The sequence below is a fragment of the Nocardia carnea NBRC 14403 genome (assembly GCF_000308515.1).
In the GTDB taxonomy this organism is placed as follows: domain Bacteria; phylum Actinomycetota; class Actinomycetes; order Mycobacteriales; family Mycobacteriaceae; genus Nocardia; species Nocardia carnea.
Genome location: NZ_BAFV01000121.1, coordinates 42,384 through 62,610 on the forward strand (window position 1 = coordinate 42,384; position 20,227 = coordinate 62,610).

Genomic DNA, 20,227 nt, shown 5'->3' on the forward strand with positions numbered 1-20,227 from the left:
CCGCGGCGGGCACGTGCCGCCAGGAAACCGGACAGCCCGCCACGGTGCTCCGGGGCCGACTGTTCAGTCGAGGAACATATCGGGGATCGGGTTGGCGCCGCCGCCGTATTCCGACAGGTCGGTGCGGCCCGACTCCAGGAGCGCTGTGGCATCGATATAGGTGTTGCCGGTGTTGAACTTGGCTTCGCGGGACAGGATTTCGGTGGCCGCATCGCCCATGATCTGCGGGCTGCGCGAGGATTCCAGCAGGTTCGTGCCGTCGGGCAGGTTCGCGACCGCGGAGGTCGCGATATAGGTCTGCGGCCACAGGCAGTTCGCGGCGATTCCGGCGTCGGCGTATTCCGCGGCCCAGCCCAGCGTCAGCAGCGTCATCCCGTATTTCGAGAGCGTGTAGGAGGGGTGGGCGCCGAGCCAGCGCGGGCTGGTGTTCAGCGGCGGCGCGATGGTGAGGATATGCGGGTTCGGGGCCTGCCGCAGATGGGGTAGGCAGGCCCGGGTCAGCAGGAAGGTGCCGCGCAGGTTGATCTGCTGCATCAGGTCGAATTTCTTCGCCGAGAGCTTTTCGGTGGGGTCGGTGGCGATGGCGCTGGCGTTGTTCACGCAGTAGTCGATGCGACCGAAGCGTTCGAGTGCGGTGTCCACGACCCGCGCCACATCGGCTTCCTCCCGCACATCACCCACGACAGCGGCCGCCTTCCCGCCGGCTGCCTCGATATCTGCCACTGCGGTGTGCACGGTGCCCGGCAGCCTCGGATGGGGCTGGGCGGTCTTGGCCAGGAGCACCACATTCGCGCCCCGGCGCGCCGCGGACAGGGCGATGGCCAGTCCGATACCGCGGCTGGCGCCGGAGACCACCAGGGTCCGGTCGGTGAGGTTCTGCTGCTCGGTCGACATATCACTCCTGGTCGATTACGCGTTTCCGCGAAGCGGTATTGGCATTCTCATTTTATGCAAGTATCGTATTCAACGATGAACGATCCAGTCCATACCTCCTCGGGTATCCCGCTCGAACCGGTCTACGGGCCGGCCGACCGGCATACCGAACCGCCCGCGCCCGGCGCGTTTCCGTTCACCCGGGGCAACTACGCCACCGGTTACCGGGGACGGCTGTGGACCTTCCGGCAGTACTCGGGATTCGGCACCGCCGAAGAGTCCAACCGGCGCTACCGCTATCTACTCGACCAGGGCGGCACCGGCTTGTCGGTCGCGCTGGACCTGCCCACCCAATGCGGCTACGACTCCGACGATCCCGAAGTGGGGGAGGAGGTCGGGCGAGTGGGTGTCGCAGTGGATACGCTCGCCGACGCCGAAATCCTGTTCGACGGCATCCCGCTGGACAAGATCAGTACCAGTTTCACCATCAACGGCACGGCCGCGATCCTGCTCGCCTTCTATGTGGCGGCGGCAGAGAAGAAAGGCGTGCCCCGGGAGAAGCTCACCGGCACCATCCAGAACGATATCCTCAAGGAGTACGCCTCCCGCGGTACCTGGATCTGGCCACCGCAACCGTCGCTGCGGTTGATCGCCGACACCATCGAGTTCTGCGCCGCGGAGGTCCCGCGGTTCAACGCGATCTCGGTGGCGGGCGCGCATTTCCGGGACGCGGGCGCCACCGCCGTCCAGGAGATGGCCTTCACGCTCGCCGACGGCGTCACCTACTGCGATACCGTCGTGGAACGCGGCCGGATGAGTATCGAGAAATTCGCCCCGCAGATCTCGTTCTTCTTCTACACGCACGGCGATTTCTTCGAAGAGGTCGCGAAGTACCGGGCCGGGCGCCGCCGCTGGGCGACCATCGTCCGCGAACGTTACGGCGCGACAACGGATAAGGCGTCGATGTTCCGGTTCGGCTGTGTGGCCGGCGGCGCCTCGCTCTACGCTCCGCAAGCCCAGAACAACCTCGTGCGCATCGCGTACGAGGCAATGGCCGCAGTGCTCGGTGGCGTGCAATCGATGTTCACCGCGGCCTGGGACGAACCGTTCGCGCTGCCCAGCGAGGAATCGGCGACCATGGCGCTGCGTACTCAGCAGATCCTGGCCTACGAAACCGGTGTCACACGGGTGGCCGATCCGCTGGGCGGTTCCTACTTCGTCGAGGCCCTCACGGACAAGACGGAGGAAGCGATCAAGGAGATCATGACCGACCTGGAGAACCGGGGCGGAATGGTTCGCGCCATCGAAGACGGATATCTGCAGGGCCTGATCGCCGACGAAGCGTACAAGCTGCACCAGGAGGTCGAATCCGGCGCGAAACCTGTGGTGGGCGTGAACAAATTCGTCTCCGACGAACCGGCACCGGAGATCTCCACCTACGAACTGGACGCCGAAGGCCGGGAAACCCAGTTGAAACGGCTGGCCAAGGTGAAGGCCGAACGGGATTCCGCCGCCGTACGCGACACCCTGGCCGCGCTGTCGCGGGCCGCGGAAGGAGACGACAACCTCATGCATCGTCTGATCGACTGTGCCAACGCGTATTGCACAGTGGGCGAGATGACCGCCGCCCTCAAATCGGTATGGGGCGAGTTCCAGCAGCCGGTGGTGTTCTGATGACCGCGCGCGTACTGGTCGCGAAACCCGGGTTGGACGGCCACGACCGGGGTGCGAAGATCGTCGCCCGCACTCTGCGCGACGCCGGATTCGAGGTGGTCTACACCGGGATCCGGCAGCGTATCGAGGACATCGTTTCGATCGCGGTGCAGGAAGACGTGGCCGTGGTGGGTTTGAGCATCCTGTCCGGCGCCCATGTGGCCCTGACGAAACGGGTGGTCGACGCCCTGCGTGCTGCCGACGCCGGGGATATCGCGGTCGTCGTCGGCGGCACCATCCCGCAGGGCGATATCGAGAAATTGCAGGAGGCGGGTGCCGCCGCCGTATTCCCGACCGGCACCCCGCTCGAGGTCCTGGTCACCGAAATGCGGAAGCTCACCGGGACCACGGCCCCGTCCTGATCTCCTGGACGCCCGGCGTCCGGGTTCGGAGCCGCCGCCGTGACGGTGGGCGGCGGCTCTCCTTAATTCGTTTGTGAGAGTGGAGGAACCGTGCGTATCGGTGTGATGATCGGTCCCGAGCGTGGCGATACCGCGCGTAAGGCCGCCCGGATGGTCGACGACATCAAATGGGCCGAATCGGCCGGTATGGATACCGCGTGGATACCGCAGATCCCCACGGATTTCGATGCGCTGGTGACGGTCGCGCTGCTCGGTGCCGCCACCGAGCGGATCGAACTCGGCACCGCGGTGGTCCCGTTACAGGCGCAGCACCCGATTGCTCTCGCCCGGCAGGCGTTGTCCGCGCATGCTGTGGCCGGTGGCCGGCTCGCGCTGGGAGTGGGGCCTTCGCACCACTGGATCGTGCAGGACATGCTCGGTTTGCCCTACGAGAAGCCGGCCGCGTACTCGCGTGACTATCTCGAGGTGCTGAATCCGGCGTTGAACGGCCCGGGGACGGTGGAGGTCTCGAACGGGAGCTTCACTGTGCACAACCAGCTGGATCTCGGACCGGTGGCCCCGCTACCGGTGATGATCGCGGCGCTCGGCCCGGTGATGCTGCGGATCGCGGGCGAGCACACCGACGGCACGATTCTGTGGATGGCCGATGAACGTGCCATCGCCGACCATGTGGTTCCCCGGATCACCAAGGCCGCCGCCGATGCCGGTCGCGCAGCTCCGCGTATCGTCGCCGGGCTGCCCATCTGCCTGTGCGCTTCCGGTGAGATCGATACCGCCCGCGAACGCGCCAACCGCATCCTCGGCGAAGCCGAGGTTTCCCCGAACTACCAGCGACTCCTGGAAAAGGGCGAAGCCAAGGATATCGGCGATATCTGCATCGCCGGCGACGAGGAAGCCATCGCGGCGGGTCTGCGCCGCTATGCGGAAGCCGGGGCGACCGACCTGTCCGTGCGCCTGCTGCCCATCGGCGACAACCGCGACGAACTGATCGCCTCGAAACGCCGCACTCGCGAGATGATCGCGCAGATCGCCAAGGATCTCCGATGATGCGACCCCGCTGTCGACGTGTCGGCCTGTGCCGAGCACATTGCCACGCTCCGAAGGAGTTCCGATGAGCGCGGGGCCCTTGGCGGGTATCCGGGTGCTCGAGGTGGGCACCATGCTGGCCGGCCCCTACGCCACCATGATGCTCGCCGACCTCGGTGCCGAGGTCACCAAACTCGAACCGGCCACGGGCGATATCTCCCGCAAGGTCGGCGATTCCTACTTCGCCAGCCTCAACCGCGGTAAGCGCAGTATCTGCCTGGACCTGACCTCCGCTGCCGGACAGCGGCGGCTGGCGGAGCTGGCCGCCGAATCCCATGCGCTCCTGGTGAATCTGAAACCCTCGGCCATCCGCAAACTGGGTCTGACCTATGAGGCGCTGCGCCACCACAACGAACGAATCGTCTGCGTCGCACTCACCGGTTTCGGGCTGGACAACGGCGACGACCCGGCATTCGACTACGTGGTCCAGGCCGCCACCGGCATCGCCGCCCTCACCGGCGACCCGGCCGGTCCACCCACCCTGCCCGGCTATTCCTCCGCCGACAACTCCACCGGCCTCACCGCTGCCCTCGGCCTGCTCGCCCAGATCGTCTCGGGCAAAGGTGGCCAGATCGACGTATCCCTGCGCGATGTGATGCTCTCCCAGCTGAACTACCACGCCGCCGCCTACCTCGACAACGGCATCGAACCCCAGCGGCGCCCCCACGGCGCACACTCTTATTACGTTCCCGCCCAGTTGTTTCCGACATCAGCCGGATACCTGGCCCTGTTCATCACCCACGATAGCTTCTGGCGGTCGTTCGCGAAGGAGGCCGGGATCACCGGCTACGACACCATGGCCGAGCGGACGGCAGACCGGGACGGTGTGCTGGAATCGGTGACCACCGCCCTGAGTACCGATACCGCTCTGTCCTGGGAGGCCCGCCTGCGTCCGCTCGGCGTTCCCGCCGCCGCGGTGCGCACCCTGCCGCAGGCACTCGACGACACCCCGGAGATGGTGGTCCGGGCGGGCGGGCATCGCCTGGTCGCCTCGCCCATCCGGGTGGCCGGCTGGACCCCGGACTACCGTCCGCCGCCACGGCTCGGGGAACACGGTCGCATCGTGGAATAGCCCCGCCGAATCGACCCGTCGGGCGTGGGCGCGCGACGCGGTGCTCCGCTCTCCGGAGCCGCTGCGGCCACCGTGAGGTCCTGCTCTGGAAGTCCGGTGTGCGAAACCCTGACTTTGCGCTGGTGCCAACGAATACGATGGAAATCGGGGCGTGCTATGTTTTGCCCGCAATCGCCGACCGGGTCGGTACCACGCGACTGGGAGCCCGGTGGACCGCTACGAGGGGTGTGAGGACGCCGGCGGATGAGAATTCAACCGAGAGAACAGATTCTGGGAATCTGGAAGGCGATGATCGACGCCTGCTGGGACGGCGAGCAGTGGCAGTGGGGCGGGATCCGCTCCGTCAACTCGATCAGCGATTCCGAGCAGCTGCTCTGCCTGCTGTACCCCGCCACCGAAATCGACGTGTTCGCCCTGCACGACCCGGACCGCATCGAGAAGGATGTGCAGGCCGTCTTCGAACCCATCGGCGGCACAACACGTATCGGTGCCTTCGTGGTGTCGCTGCTGGCGTCCTATATCGAGAACAACTCGGCCGCGGACGGGCAGCCGATCTTCGCCGGGGGCAGCTATCTGCGCTCGAGCGAGGCCCGTCCGGCGACCGATGTGCAGCAGCGGCTCGATATCGTCGACTCCTATTCGATGTCGCTGACCCTGTGCATGGCCGGCTTGCGGTTCCTGCGCGATTACCGGACCCGTGTCCGGCCCGGGGCATCCACCGTGCAAATCGAAGAGTTGTCGGCCCGTCTCAGCGACAGACTCACCGCCGCCATGACCGGTCTCGTGCGTAGCTTCGTCGTCAACACGTTCCGCCCGGCCTCGCGCGAGGGCCAGGCGATCCTGCGCATGCTGAACCAGTCCGGCACTACCGAGCGAACAGTGCTCGCCGGTATCCGGACCGGCCTCGCGCGCGTCCGGGCCCGCCTGCGCAGTGATATCGCGCTCGGGCAGGACAAGGCGGTCGAGGAACTCGAAGACGATTCCCTGCTCTTCGAATGCGGCTGGACGTGGGGAATTGCGAACGACGCCTCACCTGTCGATTTCGTCTCCGCGCCGATCGCGGACGCGCCGGGGGTGGCACAGTCACGGCCTTACCTGTATTTCACCGTTGTCGCCCTCGACGGCATCAACGACCTGGTCTCCCCGCGTGCCGGTGAACTGGGCATGCTCGACGAAACCCAGCACCGGCTGGCGCAAGCGCTGCGTACTCGCTGGGAGCTGACCCAGCGCTACTGGTCGAACGTGGCCCGGTTCGGTGAAGGGCGCTGGCCGCTGGAGGATATTCCGTGGGAGACCTCCGACGGCGAGCAGTCCGACTACTACAGTCTCATCGTTTCCGCCGTGCTGATCCAGGACCTCGTGGCCCGCGCCGCCTCCGACGACGATTTGACCAGGGCCGTGGCAATTTTCGACGAGCTGGCGGGCCGGGGCCGGATCATCCGGCGACCGATGCGTGGCGATCCGGCGGTGCAACTGCACCAGCCCGGTGTTCTGCTCGCCCTGCGGGGTACCGAGGAAGTGGACGGTGGCCCGCAGCTGCAGTGGCAGGTATCGGACTTCGCGGCGGTACTGCTCAAGCGGATGATGCAGGCGGCCCGTCTGTCGAACAATGTCGCCGCGCGGGACAAGCTCATGGAGTTGTCGAAGGCGACCATGGACCATCTCAACGCACGCATGCTCCGCGAAGGCGCGATCGGCCTGTGGGACGATCCCGGCGGGGCGTTCGCCGACCCTCCTGGCAGCGGTAACCAGAGCAGTGCCGAGACGCGGCCCTCGTGGTACATGACCGAGCGCATGATCGAGTGTTTCGTCGTCGCGGACCGCACCTACCGTGAGCCGCCCCCGAACTGGCCCGATCTGCAATCGATGGCGCGGATCATGCTCAATACCGCCGAACATCGTTTCGATCAGGAGATGCTCGGGGTCAGGATCGACGATTATTCCGACAACCGGGAGGCGCTGTACGGCGTCGAACGTCATATCGATGAGGCCCGGCGGCTGATCCGGGAGGACGCGGCGACCGCCTTCGTCCACACGCTCGACGCACTGCGCGAACTCGACGAGCTCGCCGCGGGACGCCGGGATGCCACGAGGAATATGTGATCCCATGATCGTCTTCGCGACATCCGACAAGGGGGGTACCGGGCGCTCGGTGACGAGCTGCAATATCGGCTACCGGCTGTCTTCCAGGGGCAAGCGAGTTGCCTATCTCGACTTCGATTTCGGTTCACCCACCGCGGGGGCCCTGTTCGAACTCGGCGGCTACGAGCGCGGGGTCGCACCCGAGGTCGATCGCGACGGTGCCGGTCAGGGCGTCGGCCTGCACGCCTACCTGCTGGGAACGGGAGGCGCGCCTGCCCGTATCAACGTCCGCGACCGGACCGATCGGGAAGATGTCCGTCGCCGACGCGGCCGAGGCGGGCATCTGGTGCTGTTTCCCGGCGATCAGGGCGGGGGAGAGTTCGACCGGCGCTGGGACCCGGAGGTGGTCGAACGATGCGTTCGCCTGCTGCATACGGTGGACAAGGAATTCGATCTGACGATCGTCGATCTCAGCGCGGGGCGCTCCATCGCCCTCGATATCGTGGTGAACGCCACCGCGCAGGGCGTGCTGGCCGCGCGGACGGCGCGCTGGCTGGTATTCCATCGCTGGACACGCCAGCATATCTATGCCGCGAGCGGCCTCGTCTACGGTCCCCACGGACTGCTCGACTGCGGCGAACGTGCCGGGCACGATCGTGACGAACTGCTGAGCAATATCCGCTTCGTGCGGACCGCTGTGCCCCAGGTCGACCGAATCCGCGGGGGAGCGGCCCCGCAGGCCGCCTGGCTGCACCGGCAAGATCGAATCCTGAACGAACTCGCCGGAGAGCTTCAGATCGGTGCGAGTTCCCTGCTCGGTACGATTCCGGTCGAGCCGATGCTGCAGTGGCGAGAGCAATTGATCCTCGATGTCGACGTGCAGAAGCAGATCGCGAACCGCTCGACCGTCGAAGCTTTCGACCACCTCGGTGATCGGTTGCTCGATCCGCGCACATGGGTACCACTGAACTAGACAACCGTCCGGAATCATTCGACCGCGACATCGTTCGCAGAACAGGCATCCGACCACGTGGAGAATGTGGCAGATTACAGCGAGGCCGGCGAACTCGGACGAGTCAGCGCTGTGCCGTTGTCGCATATATCGGTCGAGGTGGGCCACTTCCTGATGCAGGATCTGGTCAATGGGGTAGACCGCATTCAAAAGCAGTTCCGGCGTATCGTGCCATTGCTCGACGCGTTCACCCGGTCCGCGCAGGACGAATTCGGGGACCGGGCCCGGATCAGCACCTGCTTTCTCGTCGACGACTACTTCCGGCCCGATACCGACCCGCGCGTAATTCTCGACAAGATACTGGACACGGCCCACGACTGTGGCCTGCGGATCGACTATGTGGCCCGGGAAGCGGGCTGCGCCGATGTTCCCGAGGTCGTTCGCGACGGGATCGTGCGCACTCCCTCGATAGCGCTGGCCGAAATGGTGCGGCACCGGATCGTCGCCGAGCCCTACCAGGGAGAGAACGGCCGTCGGCCGCCGACGGCGGAGTCCGGGTGGTTGTGCAACGGAAAACGGGCCACCGACCAAGAGCGCGGGCAGGCATTGCATCCCGAGCAGGAGTATCGGCCGCCTGAGGAATTCGGCCGCCGCGGGCATTCGATATTCCTCGATGTCGAAATGTGGGACCACTCGAACCAGGGCGTGGATACTCCCAAATGGTCGTGTCCGTATCTGGCGGCGATCTGGCAACTGCTGCGGCTGGGCATGCTGCGATATGAGGGACGGCCCCCTGTGGAACCGCAGCGGAACCCGGAACGCTGGCCGGACCGCTGGGAGGATCTTCCTTCGGTCATCCAGATCGAACCGACCGCCAAACCGTTCGCCGCCTACCGTTCGCTGTCGATTCTGCCGATGCGCTACGTCGGTATAGAACACGCGGTCCGGGTCATTCTCGATCACATCCAGCTCGACCACGACGTGGTCGAGCAGGTGGTCGAACGTGGCCGGGCCGAGAACATCGCGGTGTCCCGGCGGGTCGCGGAGCGGCTCGAGCATCATCTGCTGGCCGGATCCTGATGTCCGGATCCGTTGCCGCAGAGCCACCGCGTGGTTCTGCCCGCCGTTCTGCCCGCGCACAGGGCAGAGGCCGGGCCGTCCGGGTTCTCGCCCGTGCCGCGGCCGGCCAACCGCGCACGCCGTCGCCGCCGGCACCGCCGCATGCGCCGCCCGGCATCCTCGCGATGTTCGGTGAGGTGAGCACCTCCCTGCTGCCGACGGCCACCGCGCTACAGCACGGGGAGGTCCGGGAGCTGCTCGAATTCAGCCCCGACCACCGAGTGCGGTGGCGGGAACGGCCGGTATCGCTGGGGATATCGCCGCCGGTCGCCGAAGGGGTGGATTGCGGGCTCGCTGTCGCGAGGCATCCGGCAGTGCGAGCGGTCGGCACCATGGCCTTGCGCGCGACCGTGGTGGGGGGACGGATCGTGCAGAGTTCGGCCCGGTGTTCGGTGACCCGTTCGGCATCGGACAAACGGCAGGGGTGGTTCCACTATCTGAGCCGGGTGGGCGTTCTCGAGGTGATGACCAGGGTCACCCACGAGACACCGGCACGTCTGGCGGAGGGTTTCCTCGGCGACCGTCCGAGCTCGGCGACCCTCGATCTGACCTCGCCGACCGACCGGCTCCTCGGCCGGATCGGGCTGCGCCGTCTCGATAACGAGGCCCCGCTGCGGGCCGGAACCCTCCGGCTGCGCTGGGCGGCCCGGGTGGGCGACCTCACGCGGCCGCAGGTGGCGTTCCGGGTACACGATGACCTGACGAGGACGGCGCTGATCGTCGTGCCCACGGAATCGGAACTCGACGCCGTGCAACGCTTTTGCGAAGACCTGGCCGCTCACGATTGGCTGCTGAGCGTTGCGTCCGACGCAGTCGAGCGGGCGGACCTGGCAGGTCCGGGCACGAACGAATCCGTGGATATTCTCGCCCCGGTACTGGAACATCTCGCGCATCTGTGGGTTCCCGGCGCTCATACCCCACCGGGCCTGCGTGACCTGTGGGCGCAGCTGGCCGAGGAACCCGACCTCGCCGCGCAATGGCTTCGCACGGTCGGGCATATGCGCAACCGGTTGCTGGTCTCGACATGGAAGGCCATGCACGAGAACTCCTTGTAAGGATCAGAATCGGAACCAGCGGCGCACCAGCAGAGCGAACAGCACCGACAGGAAGATGATTCCGGTCCAGGATTCGACCAGCAACAGAACCTGGGCTCGGGCGTTGAGTTCAGGGACGTCCATCGGATTGAGATAGTTGGCGAAACACACCTTGGCCGCAGCCGCCAGCGAGGGCCAGCCCAGTGCATCCCCTTCCCATATCCAGTACAGGAGGGTGAACAGGACCAGTTGTACCGCGATCCAGGCCAGCAACTGGAAGGGTTTGAACCCATACCCGCACAACATATCCGAGATGAAGCCCGGGATACGCCGCCACCGCGGCATCGTCGCCTGCCGCTTGGCCCGGGCCCGTGCCAGGCGGCAGCGGTCCTGGGCCGTGACATCTTCGGCGACATCGAAACAGTAGGTGGCGCGTTTGTAGGCGAGTGCCGCGTGCGCGGGCAACCCGCTCTTCTTCAGTACCCCGCCGAGCACTTCGTACAGTTCGGCGAGATACATGTTCTGCGTACCGCTGAGCCGGCGGGGCCCGCGGAACTCCACCTCCAGCGCGAGCAGTTTCCGAATGCTCGCGGCCCGGCCGTCCAGAACATCGGGATCGTCCGGGCTCGGCCGGTGCACCTGCTCGAATACGAGGGCATCACCACGCGGCGGAACATTGGATTTCTCGTATTCGACGACGACCTGTTCGACCCGCTGATGGAAATTGGCGAGCAGATTCCGTTCGGTCAGTGGCTTGCCGTTGTCCTGGACGGTTCCCAGCTCGTCCAGACGCAGCGCGTAGTGCGCGGATTGACGACCGATGAGGTCGATCATGGACCGTACCGCGGGTGGGGTCTGATCGGCGTTATCCGGCATATGGGGTCCCCTCGAACGAATGGCTGGGTCAGAACTGCTGACCGCGTGGGCGTTTGACCCATTGGGGGCCGTCGGAAGCGGAACTGTCCCAGCGTCGCGGGGCCGGATCGAACCGGAGTTCGAGTACATCGCGCGGCTCGCCGGTGCCGAAATAGTTCTGGTCCCGCTCGACCTGCCGGAAGCCCGTCTTCTCGTACAGCTTGACCGCAGCAGTGTTTTCCTGACGCACGGTGAGCCGGACGCGGTATACCTGTGCGTCACGACACCGATCGAATACGTGTTCCAGCAACCGAGTTCCGATGCCGTTGCGGCGGGCCCGTTCGGAAACAGCCATACTCAGCACCCAGGCGCAGCCTTGCCCGTCGACGCCCACCACGGCGTACCCGAGGATCGCGCCCGCCTCTTCGGCGACGACCCAGTGTGATCTGTGCAGTTCGAACAGCTGACGCAGGATGAAGAACGGATAGGCCAAGTCGGTGAACTGGGCCTCTTCCATATCCGACAGGATGGGCAGGTCCTCCAGTCGCGCAGACCGGAGTCTGGCCTCACCGGTTGTGGTGAGTGGAGCTCCGCCGATGAACTGCGGCCGGTCTGCTGGTCGACGCGTCATATCTGTTGCCTCACCCCCGAGTTCGGCTATCGGTGCCGAACGTCGTCGTTATATAGAGTGTGCATCGGTGATCGAGGTCCGTCCACAAAAGTGAGCAGTTCGCCGGTTGCCGCAGAATAGCTTGTGCGACAGCGCAATACGCCCCATCTGCAGCTTTGCTGCTATCTCGGCTCGTCGGTCCCGGTCGGTATTCGCGCAGAATCCGAGCAGCTATCGAGCAGCCTCCGCGGGTGGGAATCGGCGGAGGCTGTCGATTCGAAGGTTCGGCGATCACCGCCGCGGGATCGGCTACCCCGTTGTGCTTGACGAGGAGGCTGCCGGAGTGGTTCGGCCGGCGCGGAGGGCGAAACCGTCGCACAGGGCAGTCAGGCCGAGGTGTAGCAGGTCCACCTGGGCGAAGTGGCCGCCGGTGCCGTGTAGTTCCGATAGTGCGGGTGGGGTCGGGTGAATCGGGTAGCCGGCCAGTAGTGACCGCAGCCCGTTCTCGTCCGTGCTGTCGGCTCCCTTGCGTGTCATCAGCGAGGAGCTGATGTGGGGGAGGGTGGCACCGGAGATGTAGTTCCAGACCGCGAACGACATCTCGGTGGCTTCGTGAGTGGTGACCTCGAGTTCCCGGAAACCTTCGACGAGCCAGGCCAGGCATTCGAGGCTGCTGGGCCCGAAGCCGTAGCGGGGTGTGGCGAAGGCCAGGAGCACCCACGGATGCCGCTGGTACAGCTCCCAGTCGATCTCGCCGGCGATCCGTACCCGATCCCGCCAGGTCCAGTTCTTGCCCTCGACGGACGGGTAGGGGTAGCGGCCCGCCACCTCGTCGGCCATGGCGGCGATCAGCACATCTTTGTTCGCGATATGCCGGTACAGCGACATCGCGCCCACTCCCATCCGGTCGGCGATACGCCGCATGGACAACGCATCGAGACCGTCGGTATCGGCGAGGGAGATAGCGGTATCGACGATGGCCGTTCTGGTGAGCTTCGGTTCGGTCATCGGATATCTGGCTTCGACCGCGGGTCTGACATGCGTACACTGTACCCCGGCTCGTGCGTACGCCGTACGCGACAGGGAAAGGGAATGGTTGATGACGAACGTGGAGGCAGTGCACGCCGCGCCGGATACGGGCGGCTCGCGGCGCGCCTGGCTCGGGTTGGCCGTCCTTGTACTGCCGGTGCTGCTGGTGTCGATGGATATGTCCGTGCTGTTCCTGACCCTGCCGACACTGACCGTCGACCTGGACCCGTCGGCCGCCCAGCAGCTGTGGATTCTCGATATCTACGGATTCCTCATCGCCGGGCTGCTCATCACCATGGGCAACCTGGGCGACCGGATCGGCCGGCGGCGCATCCTGCTGGCGGGCGCGATGATGTTCGGGGTCGCGTCGGTACTCGCGGCGTTCGCGCCGAGCGCCGAGGTACTGATCGCGGCGCGGGCGCTGATGGGTATCGGCGGCGCGACCCTGCTGCCGTCCAGCCTGTCACTGATCAGCACCCTGTTCTCGGATGCCCGGCAGCGTGCCACCGCGATCGGTGTGTGGACGGCGTTCTTCGCGGGCGGTTCGGCAGTGGGCCCGATCATCGGCGGAGTGCTGTTGCACCACTTCTGGTGGGGGTCGGTATTCCTGATCAACGTCCCGGTACTTCTGGTCCTGCTCGTGTTCGGCCGGCTGCTCTTACCCGAACACCGGTCGACCACGCTGGGCCCGTTGGATCTGCCGAGCGTCGTCTTGTCGATCGGCGGCATCCTGCCGGCCGTGTACGCGGTGAAGCATGCCGCCGAATTCGGCATCGACTCGGTGACGTTGGTATCGGCCGTGGTCGGCGGCGCACTCCTCACCCTCTTCGTGCGCCGGCAGCGGCGGATCAGTGAACCGTTGCTGGATCTGCAGTTGTTCGGGAACGGTCCGTTCTCGGTCGCGATCGGGTCCAGCCTGGCCGGGATGATGTCGCTGGCGGGCCTGAGCTACCTGGCCAGCGTCTACCTGCAGTCGGTCACCGGCCGTGACCCGCTGGCGGCCGCGCTGCTGGGTATCCCGATGGCGGTGACGGTATTCGTGTTCTCGATGCAGGGGTCGCGGGTCGCGCAATGGCTGGGTGGCCGGGGCGCGTTCGCGTCGGCACTCGGGGCGGCCGCGATCGGCAACCTGATGCTGCTCGGTATCGGCGTGGACGGTGGGGTCGGCTGGTATGTGGCGGGATCGGCGCTCGCCGGTGTCGGCTACGGCATCGTGTTCACGCTGGTATCGGAAGTGGCCGTCTCATCGGTGCCGCCGGAGCGGGCCGGTTCCGCGGTGGGCATCTCGGAAACCAGTTTCGAACTCGGCAACGCCCTCGGGCTGGCCCTGTTCGGATCGCTGGCGGCGGTGATCTTCCGCTCCGGCGGCGATTTCGCCCCGACCATCGGCGAGACCATCCAATTCGCCGAGGACGACCCGGCCCTGGTGCACGCGGCGCGGGAATCGTTCGTCAGCGGTATGCACGTGGCGACCACGGCCGGGGCGGCCGTACTGCTGGTGATGGCAGTGGTCGTACTGGTCAGCCTCCCGCGCCGGACTCGCTCAGCCGAGCGGAAACCGGCCGAGCACGCATAACGGCAGGTTCCTCAGCGCTCGGCCGTCGTGCTCGACCGGTCGGCCACGCGGATCGACCTCGCTGCCGGTGCTCGGCGGCGAGATCGGCCCTTGCTCGTCTGCCGCTGGACAGTGACCTTGTGATCGGCGGGGTCCGGGCGGTCGGTGTGCCCGGAGGTTCCGCTCTTGCGGGGCCTGTCGGATCGGATGAAACAGCAGGTGGCCGCCCCGGCGAACGGACCGATCGCCAGCACGATGAACGCCGCGTAGAACGAACCGGTGGCGTGGAAGACGAAACCGACCACCGCGGGCACCACCACACTGCCGAGCTGCCAGATCGCGTTGACTCCACCGGCTGCGGAGCCGACCAGGTCGCGACCCGCGAGGGCCGGGGTCAGCGCGGCGGTGAGCGGCGAGTAGGCGTAGGCGCCCAGTCCCAGCAGTGGCGCGCACCAGAGGAACTGGGTGAGGCTCGACAGCGATCCGAAGGTGAGCAGAGTTCCGCCGAAGACGACCAGGATCACGATGATCGGCAGTTTCTGGCCCAGCCGGAGTTGGTCGGTGACCCATCCGACCATGGGTTTCGCCAGGACGGCGACCCCGGCGAAGATCACCAGAACCGTTCCGGCGTCGACGGGATCGATACCGTTGGCCTTGACCATGAGCGTATTCGACCAGGTGACGAAGCCGTAGGTACCCCACAGTCCGCCGAATCCCGTGACGGCGAGCAGGAGCAGATCGCGGTTGCGCAGCAGCGGCCGCAGATCCGGTAGCGCGCCGGCCCGAGATTTCTGCGGTGCCGTCTGCTCGGTGGCTCCCTGCGGCCGATCACGGAGCAGGACGAAACACAGCACGCTGATGACGACGGTGACGATGCCGAATACGTGATACGACTCGCGCCACCCCGAGGCCTCGATCAACCGGGGGACCACGGCGTTGGCGATAACGGTGCCGAGCGAGGTCGCGGTCATGAAAACACCCATCGCGAACCCGCGCTGCGCGGGCGAGAACCAGGTCGCGATGAGTTTGAGTCCGCCCGCGTAGTCGGCACCCGCGAACAATCCCACGATGCCCTGCACGATCAACCCGGCAGTGATCGATTCGATGGTGCCGAAAACGATCATGAACGAACCGGCGACCAGTCCGGTGAGCGAGAGGATCATCCGCCCACCCAGCCAGTCGGTGAGGAAGCCACCGAAGGCATTGGAGGCGACGTAACCGATGTAGTAGCAAGTCGCGAAGATGCCGATCGCGGCGATCGGCACAGCGAGCGAATCGCTGACCGACGCCGAGGCCGGCCCCCAGGTCGACCGGTCGACCGATGTCATGGTGAAGGCTGCCCAGCACATGGTGAGGACGACCCACCGGTAGGCGGAGGAGTGCCGGACGCTCATCCGCGGGCCGGCGTGGTCACGCGGCGCTGCCGTCTCCGGGCTCGACTTGCTCATGCGGTGTGCTCCGATTCGCGGGATGACGGCTGGGAATGCTGGGGTGTCGCGTGCGGCCGGCTCATACGATCGCTCCCTGCGCGAGCAGGGCGCGGCGGATACCGGGCAGATCGTGACGCCGGCCCTCGCTGTACTGTGCGGCGGCGATACCCGCGGCGTGTCCGGTGGCGAAGGCGGTGCCCATCACCCGTACCGAGGCGAACGCCTCGTCGTCCGAGCTGGTCAACCGGCCGACACCCCACACATTGCCGGTGTCGGCGCACCGGATGGCATCGTAGGGGACGTCGTACCAGCGCCCGCCATCGATCTCCTCGTAGTGGGTCACCCCCGGCCCGGCATGATCCTCGATCGGCCAGCCGCAGCGTCCGATGGATTCGTCGGGACGTTTGCGCGCCCCCCGCACATCGCCGGCAGTGATCATGGTTTTGCCGACCAATCGCCGGCTCTCCCGGATGCCGATCTGCGGGCCGGACGTGACCAGGTAGGCCTGCTGCCATCCGGCCATACCCTTGCGCAATGCATCGAGATAGCGCCAGGACTGCGCGCGGGCACTGGCTTCCGCGGCACTGATCTGCTGCGCGTCGAGGGTGTCGAAGTGTTCGTCGACCAGGAGCGCTATCACCTCACCGGTTACCGGCAGCCGGACCGCAATCCCGTGGTCGCGGGGCAGGCCGGCACCGGTTCCCTCGTTGTAGGCGGCCACCGCGGCGCGCATACCGCCGGTCGAGAGGTCTGCCGTTTCGGCGACCCCGCCGAAACGGCAGACGAGGGTGTTCGTCTGCCGGTCGGCAAGGTCCACCGTGCGCACCGCCGCCCCGGCGAGTGCCAGTAGCGCACCGTCGCCGCTGGCATCGATGAAGGCATCGGCCGTGAGACGTTCGGTGCCGCCCCGGTGGGCGATCTCGACCTCGGTGATCGCGCCGTCGCGTCGCGTCGCCCCGACAAGGGTGGAATGCAGCCGGGTCTCCACCCCCGCATCGGCGACGATCTCGTCGCAGACGATCTTCGTGGTCTCGGCGTCCAGCAGCACGATCCGGTTACCGGTCCAGCCCATGACCTTCTCCGTGTACACCCCGCGAGCACGCAACCGGTCCAGGACCTCGCCGCCCACCCCGGCGACAACGGTTTCGTGGGTCTGGTCGAAAAAACCGCAGAAGGTGAGCACCGAACTGTTCGTCGCCGCACCGCCCAGGAACGGGTACCGCTCGATCAACCGGACCCGCGCCCCACTGCGCGCGGCACCGACCGCCGCCGCGATCCCGCCGGCGCCACCTCCGACAACTACGACATCGACATGCTCTGTGAGCGTCACCGTTGGGCTCCTATCCCTTCCCGGCGGCCGGCCGGGGAACACCTGTGGACTGAGTCACACCATGATGGATACCTTTGCCTCACGTCCAATGCTCATTTCGGCGATCGGCCATACCTGGTAGGTATGGCAAGCTGTACGGGTGGAACTACGGCATCTCAGATACTTCGTGGCGGTGGTCGAAGAACGCTCGATCTCCCGCGCGGCGCAGCGCCTCGTGATGTCGCAGCCGGCGCTCACCCGGCAGATCAAAGAACTCGAACGCGAATGCGGTATCGATCTGCTCGAGCGCATCCCGCGCGGAGTGGAACCGACCGCCGCCGGCGCCGCCCTCTACCAGCACGCGGCCCATCTACTCGGGCTCGCCGCCACCACCCGTGACGTGGCCCGCTCCGCCTCCGCTGCCCGCGAACTGATCTCCATCGGCTTACCGCCGGGCCTCCCCGCCGACTGGCTGACCGGGCTCATCCACGCTTTCCGCGACGAAACCCCTGATATCCGTATCGATTTCACCGACGCGAACAGCAGTGTCCAACTGCGCTCGGTGCAGGAAGGCCGCCTCGATATCGGAATCGTCCACCAGCATCCGCCGTCGAACCTGCACTCGGCCACGCTGTTCGAGAAACCGTTCGGTCTCGCGGTCCGGCCGAACCATCCTCTCGCCGAACGGGTTACCTGCCCGCTGGTCGAACTCGACGGTCTCCGCGTCCTCGCGCACGCCCGCGAACAGATCCCGGCCGAACACGACCGGCTGATCTCGGTCGCCTACGAGACCGGTATCGCACCGATCTGGCAGTTCGCGTCCTTCGTCGAAAATGCCCTGGCCTGCGCGAAGGTTACCGGCTCACACGCGGTGCTGCTCAGTGAGGCCAGCGCGCACCGGTTGCTACCGGGCTGGCCGTGGATCGAATTGGTGGAACCGGCGTTCCCGATGCGGACCTGGCTGGTACGCGCGGAACGGGCCCGCGCCGCGGTCGAGGCGAGCGGGGAACTGATCGTCCGATACGCCCGGTGGGTGAACCGGCAGGTTCCGATTGCGGCAGATTGAACCGGTTCGGCAGTTCCGCTGTCGTCGTATGGTCCTGTCGGGCCCATCGCGGGATCATCGACCCGGTCGCTCTCCCGCGTCCGGTGTTTCGGCGCGTTCGACGAGCCGGCGCGCCTGCCGGGCGACCGCCTCGTCGATCAGGAACCCGTCCGCATCGAGTGCGACACCCGATTCGGTGGTCTCGAGCGCCGTGAGCACAGCGCGGGCTTCTCGGACGGCTTCCGGCGCCGGGGTGAATACCACTCGTACCGGTTCGAGCTGGGCCGGATGGATACAGGCCCGCCCGACGAACCCGAGACCGGCGAGGGTGCGCGTATCGGAACGGAATGCGTCGAGATCCCGGAAGTTGCGCGAAACCGCGGCCGGGGGCGGTTCGATTCCGGCCGCGACGCTCGCGGCGACGATCTGGCTGCGGGCGAAAAGCAGCGCGTCGCCGCTGGTTCCGGGATCGATGCCGAGATCTGCGGCCAGGTCCACTTCGCCGAGTTGCAGGAATCGGACGCGGGGAGCGCGGGCGATAGCGGGTGCCGCGAAGAGACCCGCAGCAGTTTCGATCATGGCCGACAAGGCGGCCTCCGAGGCAGGTGTGCGGGCCAGTAAGGCGTGGACCTGCTCGACTTCCGCGGCGGAGCCGACCTTGGGTAACCAGAAGCCGGTGAGCCGCGGGTGGGCCACCGCCTGGATGTCTTCCTCCTGTAGCGCGCCCGGGTTCACTCGCACCCATACCTGCACGCGTCCGGGATCGGTGGTCGCGACCCACTCGGCGATATGGGCGCGGGCCTCGGGTTTGCGGGCGGCGGTGACGGCGTCTTCGAGATCGAGGACGATGGCGTCGGTGCCGGAGGCGAGGGCTTTGCCGAACCGCTCCGGCCGGTCGCCGGGGACATAGAGACAGGTCAGCGGTCCGCTCAGCCGATGACCCCGGTGCCCGCGACGAGAGCCTTGGCGATGATGGTGCGCATGATGTCGTTGGTGCCTTCGCCGATCGCCATGAGGGGAGCATCGCGGTAGAGGCGTTCGACGACGAATTCGGTCGAGTAGCCGTAGCCGCCGTGGATACGCATGGCCTCCAGGCTGGCGGTGATGGCGGTCTCGGACGCGAAATACTTCGCCATCCCGGCTTCCATATCGACGCGTTTGCCCGAATCGGCTTGCGAGGCCGCCCAATAGGTCATGAGCCGGGCGGCCTGCAACTGGGTGGCGATATCGGCGATCTTGAGCTGGATGGCCTGGAATTCGGCGATGGGCTGCCCGAACGCGGTGCGTTCCTTGGCATAGGCGAGAGCAGCATCGTAGGCGGCCTGAGCGATGCCGACACTGCGCCCGGCGATATTGAGGCGGCCGATCTCGAGCCCGGACAGCGCCTGCTGCAGACCGCGGCCTTCGATACCGCCGAGCAGGGCGTCGGCGGGCACGCGGACATTGTCGAGCAGGATCTCACAGGATTCGGTGCCCTTGTAGCCGAGCTTGCCGAGATCGCGTTGCACCTCGAAGCCTGCGGTTTCGGTATCGATGAGCAGAATGCTCATACCTTTGTGCGGTGGGGTGGCGGCGGGATCCGTTTTGACCAGCACGGGGAGGACGTTCGCGTAGCGGGCGTTGGTGATCCAGGTTTTGGCGCCGTTGACGATGTAGTGGTCACCGTCGCGTTGTGCGGTGGTTCGGATACCTTGCAGATCGGTGCCCGCCCCGGGCTCGGTGAGGCCGATACCGGTGCGCCACCGGCCGCTCGCCAGCTCGGGCAGCAGATGCTGCTTCTGCTGTTCGGTGCCGTGTTTGTTGATCATCCAGCACGACAGATTGTGGCTACCGACGATACCGGCGATACCCATCCAGCCGCGCGCGAGTTCTTCGTAGACGAGGGTGAACGAGACCTTGTCCAGGTCGATGCCGCCGTACTCCTCCGGGGTGGTGATGCCGAACAAGCCCATGGCCTTCATATGGTCGACGATCTCGGTGGGATAGCGGCCGGAACGTTCCCACTCGTTGGCGACCGGCACGATCTCCTTGTCGACGAAGTGCCGCAGGGCGTTCCGGAAATCGAGCTGCTGTTCGTCGAAGGTGAAATCCACGGTGGGGC

General features: G+C 66.4%; 18 protein-coding genes. 10 read left to right on the forward strand and 8 right to left on the reverse strand.

All coding sequences use genetic code 11. From position 1 onward, the window contains the following. Positions 1-63: 63 nt before the first annotated feature. Positions 64-894, reverse strand: a complete 831-nt coding sequence (locus tag ON22_RS30690) for an SDR family oxidoreductase (protein ID WP_033246781.1) — start codon at positions 892-894, stop codon at positions 64-66. A gap of 75 nt (positions 895-969) precedes the next feature. Between ON22_RS30690 and ON22_RS30695 the strand changes: the two genes are divergently transcribed. The 8 genes from ON22_RS30695 (at position 970) to ON22_RS30730 (ending at position 10,314) form a co-directional block, all read left to right on the forward strand. After that, positions 970-2,547, forward strand: coding sequence for a methylmalonyl-CoA mutase family protein (locus tag ON22_RS30695; protein WP_033246780.1), 1,578 nt, complete (start codon positions 970-972; stop codon positions 2,545-2,547). Further along, complete coding sequence (locus ON22_RS30700; RefSeq protein ID WP_033246779.1) at positions 2,547-2,948, forward strand: cobalamin B12-binding domain-containing protein; 402 nt, start codon at positions 2,547-2,549, stop codon at positions 2,946-2,948. The genes ON22_RS30695 and ON22_RS30700 overlap by 1 nt, the downstream gene beginning before the upstream one ends. 90 nt (positions 2,949-3,038) lie before the next feature. Next, positions 3,039-3,995, forward strand: a complete 957-nt coding sequence (locus tag ON22_RS30705; protein WP_033246778.1) for a TIGR03564 family F420-dependent LLM class oxidoreductase — start codon at positions 3,039-3,041, stop codon at positions 3,993-3,995. A gap of 64 nt (positions 3,996-4,059) precedes the next feature. After that, positions 4,060-5,106 (forward strand): CaiB/BaiF CoA transferase family protein, encoded by a 1,047-nt coding sequence (locus tag ON22_RS30710; RefSeq protein ID WP_033246777.1) that lies wholly within the window; start codon positions 4,060-4,062, stop codon positions 5,104-5,106. 243 nt (positions 5,107-5,349) lie between these two features. Then, positions 5,350-7,209 (forward strand): SCO2524 family protein, encoded by a 1,860-nt coding sequence (locus ON22_RS30715; protein WP_033246776.1) that lies wholly within the window; start codon positions 5,350-5,352, stop codon positions 7,207-7,209. Positions 7,210-7,213: 4 nt separating this feature from the next. After that, positions 7,214-8,161: an SCO2523 family variant P-loop protein gene (locus ON22_RS30720; protein WP_033246775.1), complete on the forward strand. Its 948-nt coding sequence runs from the start codon at positions 7,214-7,216 to the stop codon at positions 8,159-8,161. Positions 8,162-8,227: 66 nt separating this feature from the next. Continuing rightward, the gene (locus ON22_RS30725; RefSeq protein WP_033246874.1) at positions 8,228-9,220 is read left to right on the forward strand and encodes an SCO2522 family protein; all 993 of its coding nucleotides are present in this window, start codon (positions 8,228-8,230) and stop codon (positions 9,218-9,220) included. A 176-nt stretch (positions 9,221-9,396) separates the two neighbouring features. Further along, on the forward strand, positions 9,397-10,314 hold the full coding sequence (locus ON22_RS30730) for an SCO2521 family protein (protein ID WP_156052404.1): 918 nt from the start codon (positions 9,397-9,399) through the stop codon (positions 10,312-10,314). 3 nt (positions 10,315-10,317) lie between these two features. Here the strand turns inward: ON22_RS30730 and ON22_RS30735 are convergent, their stop codons facing one another. From ON22_RS30735 to ON22_RS30745, 3 genes are all read right to left on the reverse strand, one after another. After that, the gene (locus ON22_RS30735; protein ID WP_033246774.1) at positions 10,318-11,169 is read right to left on the reverse strand and encodes a hypothetical protein; all 852 of its coding nucleotides are present in this window, start codon (positions 11,167-11,169) and stop codon (positions 10,318-10,320) included. A 28-nt stretch (positions 11,170-11,197) separates the two neighbouring features. Then, positions 11,198-11,779 carry a GNAT family N-acetyltransferase gene (locus ON22_RS30740; RefSeq protein ID WP_051743137.1) on the reverse strand — a complete coding sequence of 194 codons (582 nt, stop codon included), beginning with the start codon at positions 11,777-11,779 and terminating at the stop codon, positions 11,198-11,200. 288 nt (positions 11,780-12,067) lie between these two features. Then, on the reverse strand, positions 12,068-12,766 hold the full coding sequence (locus tag ON22_RS30745) for a TetR/AcrR family transcriptional regulator (RefSeq protein WP_033246773.1): 699 nt from the start codon (positions 12,764-12,766) through the stop codon (positions 12,068-12,070). 91 nt (positions 12,767-12,857) lie between these two features. Here ON22_RS30745 and ON22_RS30750 point away from each other — a divergent pair, with 91 nt between their 5' ends. After that, a complete protein-coding gene (locus ON22_RS30750; protein WP_033246772.1) occupies positions 12,858-14,363 on the forward strand; it encodes an MFS transporter in 1,506 nt (501 codons plus the stop codon). Between the two features lie 11 nt (positions 14,364-14,374). On the opposite strand, the gene ON22_RS30755 is transcribed toward ON22_RS30750, so the two are convergent. Beyond that, positions 14,375-15,790, reverse strand: a complete 1,416-nt coding sequence (locus ON22_RS30755) for an MFS transporter (protein WP_081595951.1) — start codon at positions 15,788-15,790, stop codon at positions 14,375-14,377. A gap of 61 nt (positions 15,791-15,851) precedes the next feature. Beyond that, positions 15,852-17,102, reverse strand: a complete 1,251-nt coding sequence (locus tag ON22_RS30760) for an FAD-dependent oxidoreductase (protein WP_033246771.1) — start codon at positions 17,100-17,102, stop codon at positions 15,852-15,854. Positions 17,103-17,241: 139 nt separating this feature from the next. On the opposite strand from ON22_RS30760, the gene ON22_RS30765 reads away from it, so the two are divergent. After that, a complete protein-coding gene (locus tag ON22_RS30765; protein WP_051158313.1) occupies positions 17,242-18,147 on the forward strand; it encodes a LysR family transcriptional regulator in 906 nt (301 codons plus the stop codon). Positions 18,148-18,201: 54 nt separating this feature from the next. Here ON22_RS30765 and ON22_RS30770 read toward each other — a convergent pair whose 3' ends face one another. Both ON22_RS30770 and ON22_RS30775 read right to left on the reverse strand, forming a co-directional pair. Then, positions 18,202-19,059, reverse strand: a complete 858-nt coding sequence (locus tag ON22_RS30770; RefSeq protein ID WP_033246869.1) for an HpcH/HpaI aldolase/citrate lyase family protein — start codon at positions 19,057-19,059, stop codon at positions 18,202-18,204. Continuing rightward, positions 19,056-20,219 carry an acyl-CoA dehydrogenase family protein gene (locus ON22_RS30775; RefSeq protein ID WP_033246770.1) on the reverse strand — a complete coding sequence of 388 codons (1,164 nt, stop codon included), beginning with the start codon at positions 20,217-20,219 and terminating at the stop codon, positions 19,056-19,058. The genes ON22_RS30770 and ON22_RS30775 overlap by 4 nt, the downstream gene beginning before the upstream one ends. Between the last annotated feature and the right edge of the window lie 8 nt (positions 20,220-20,227).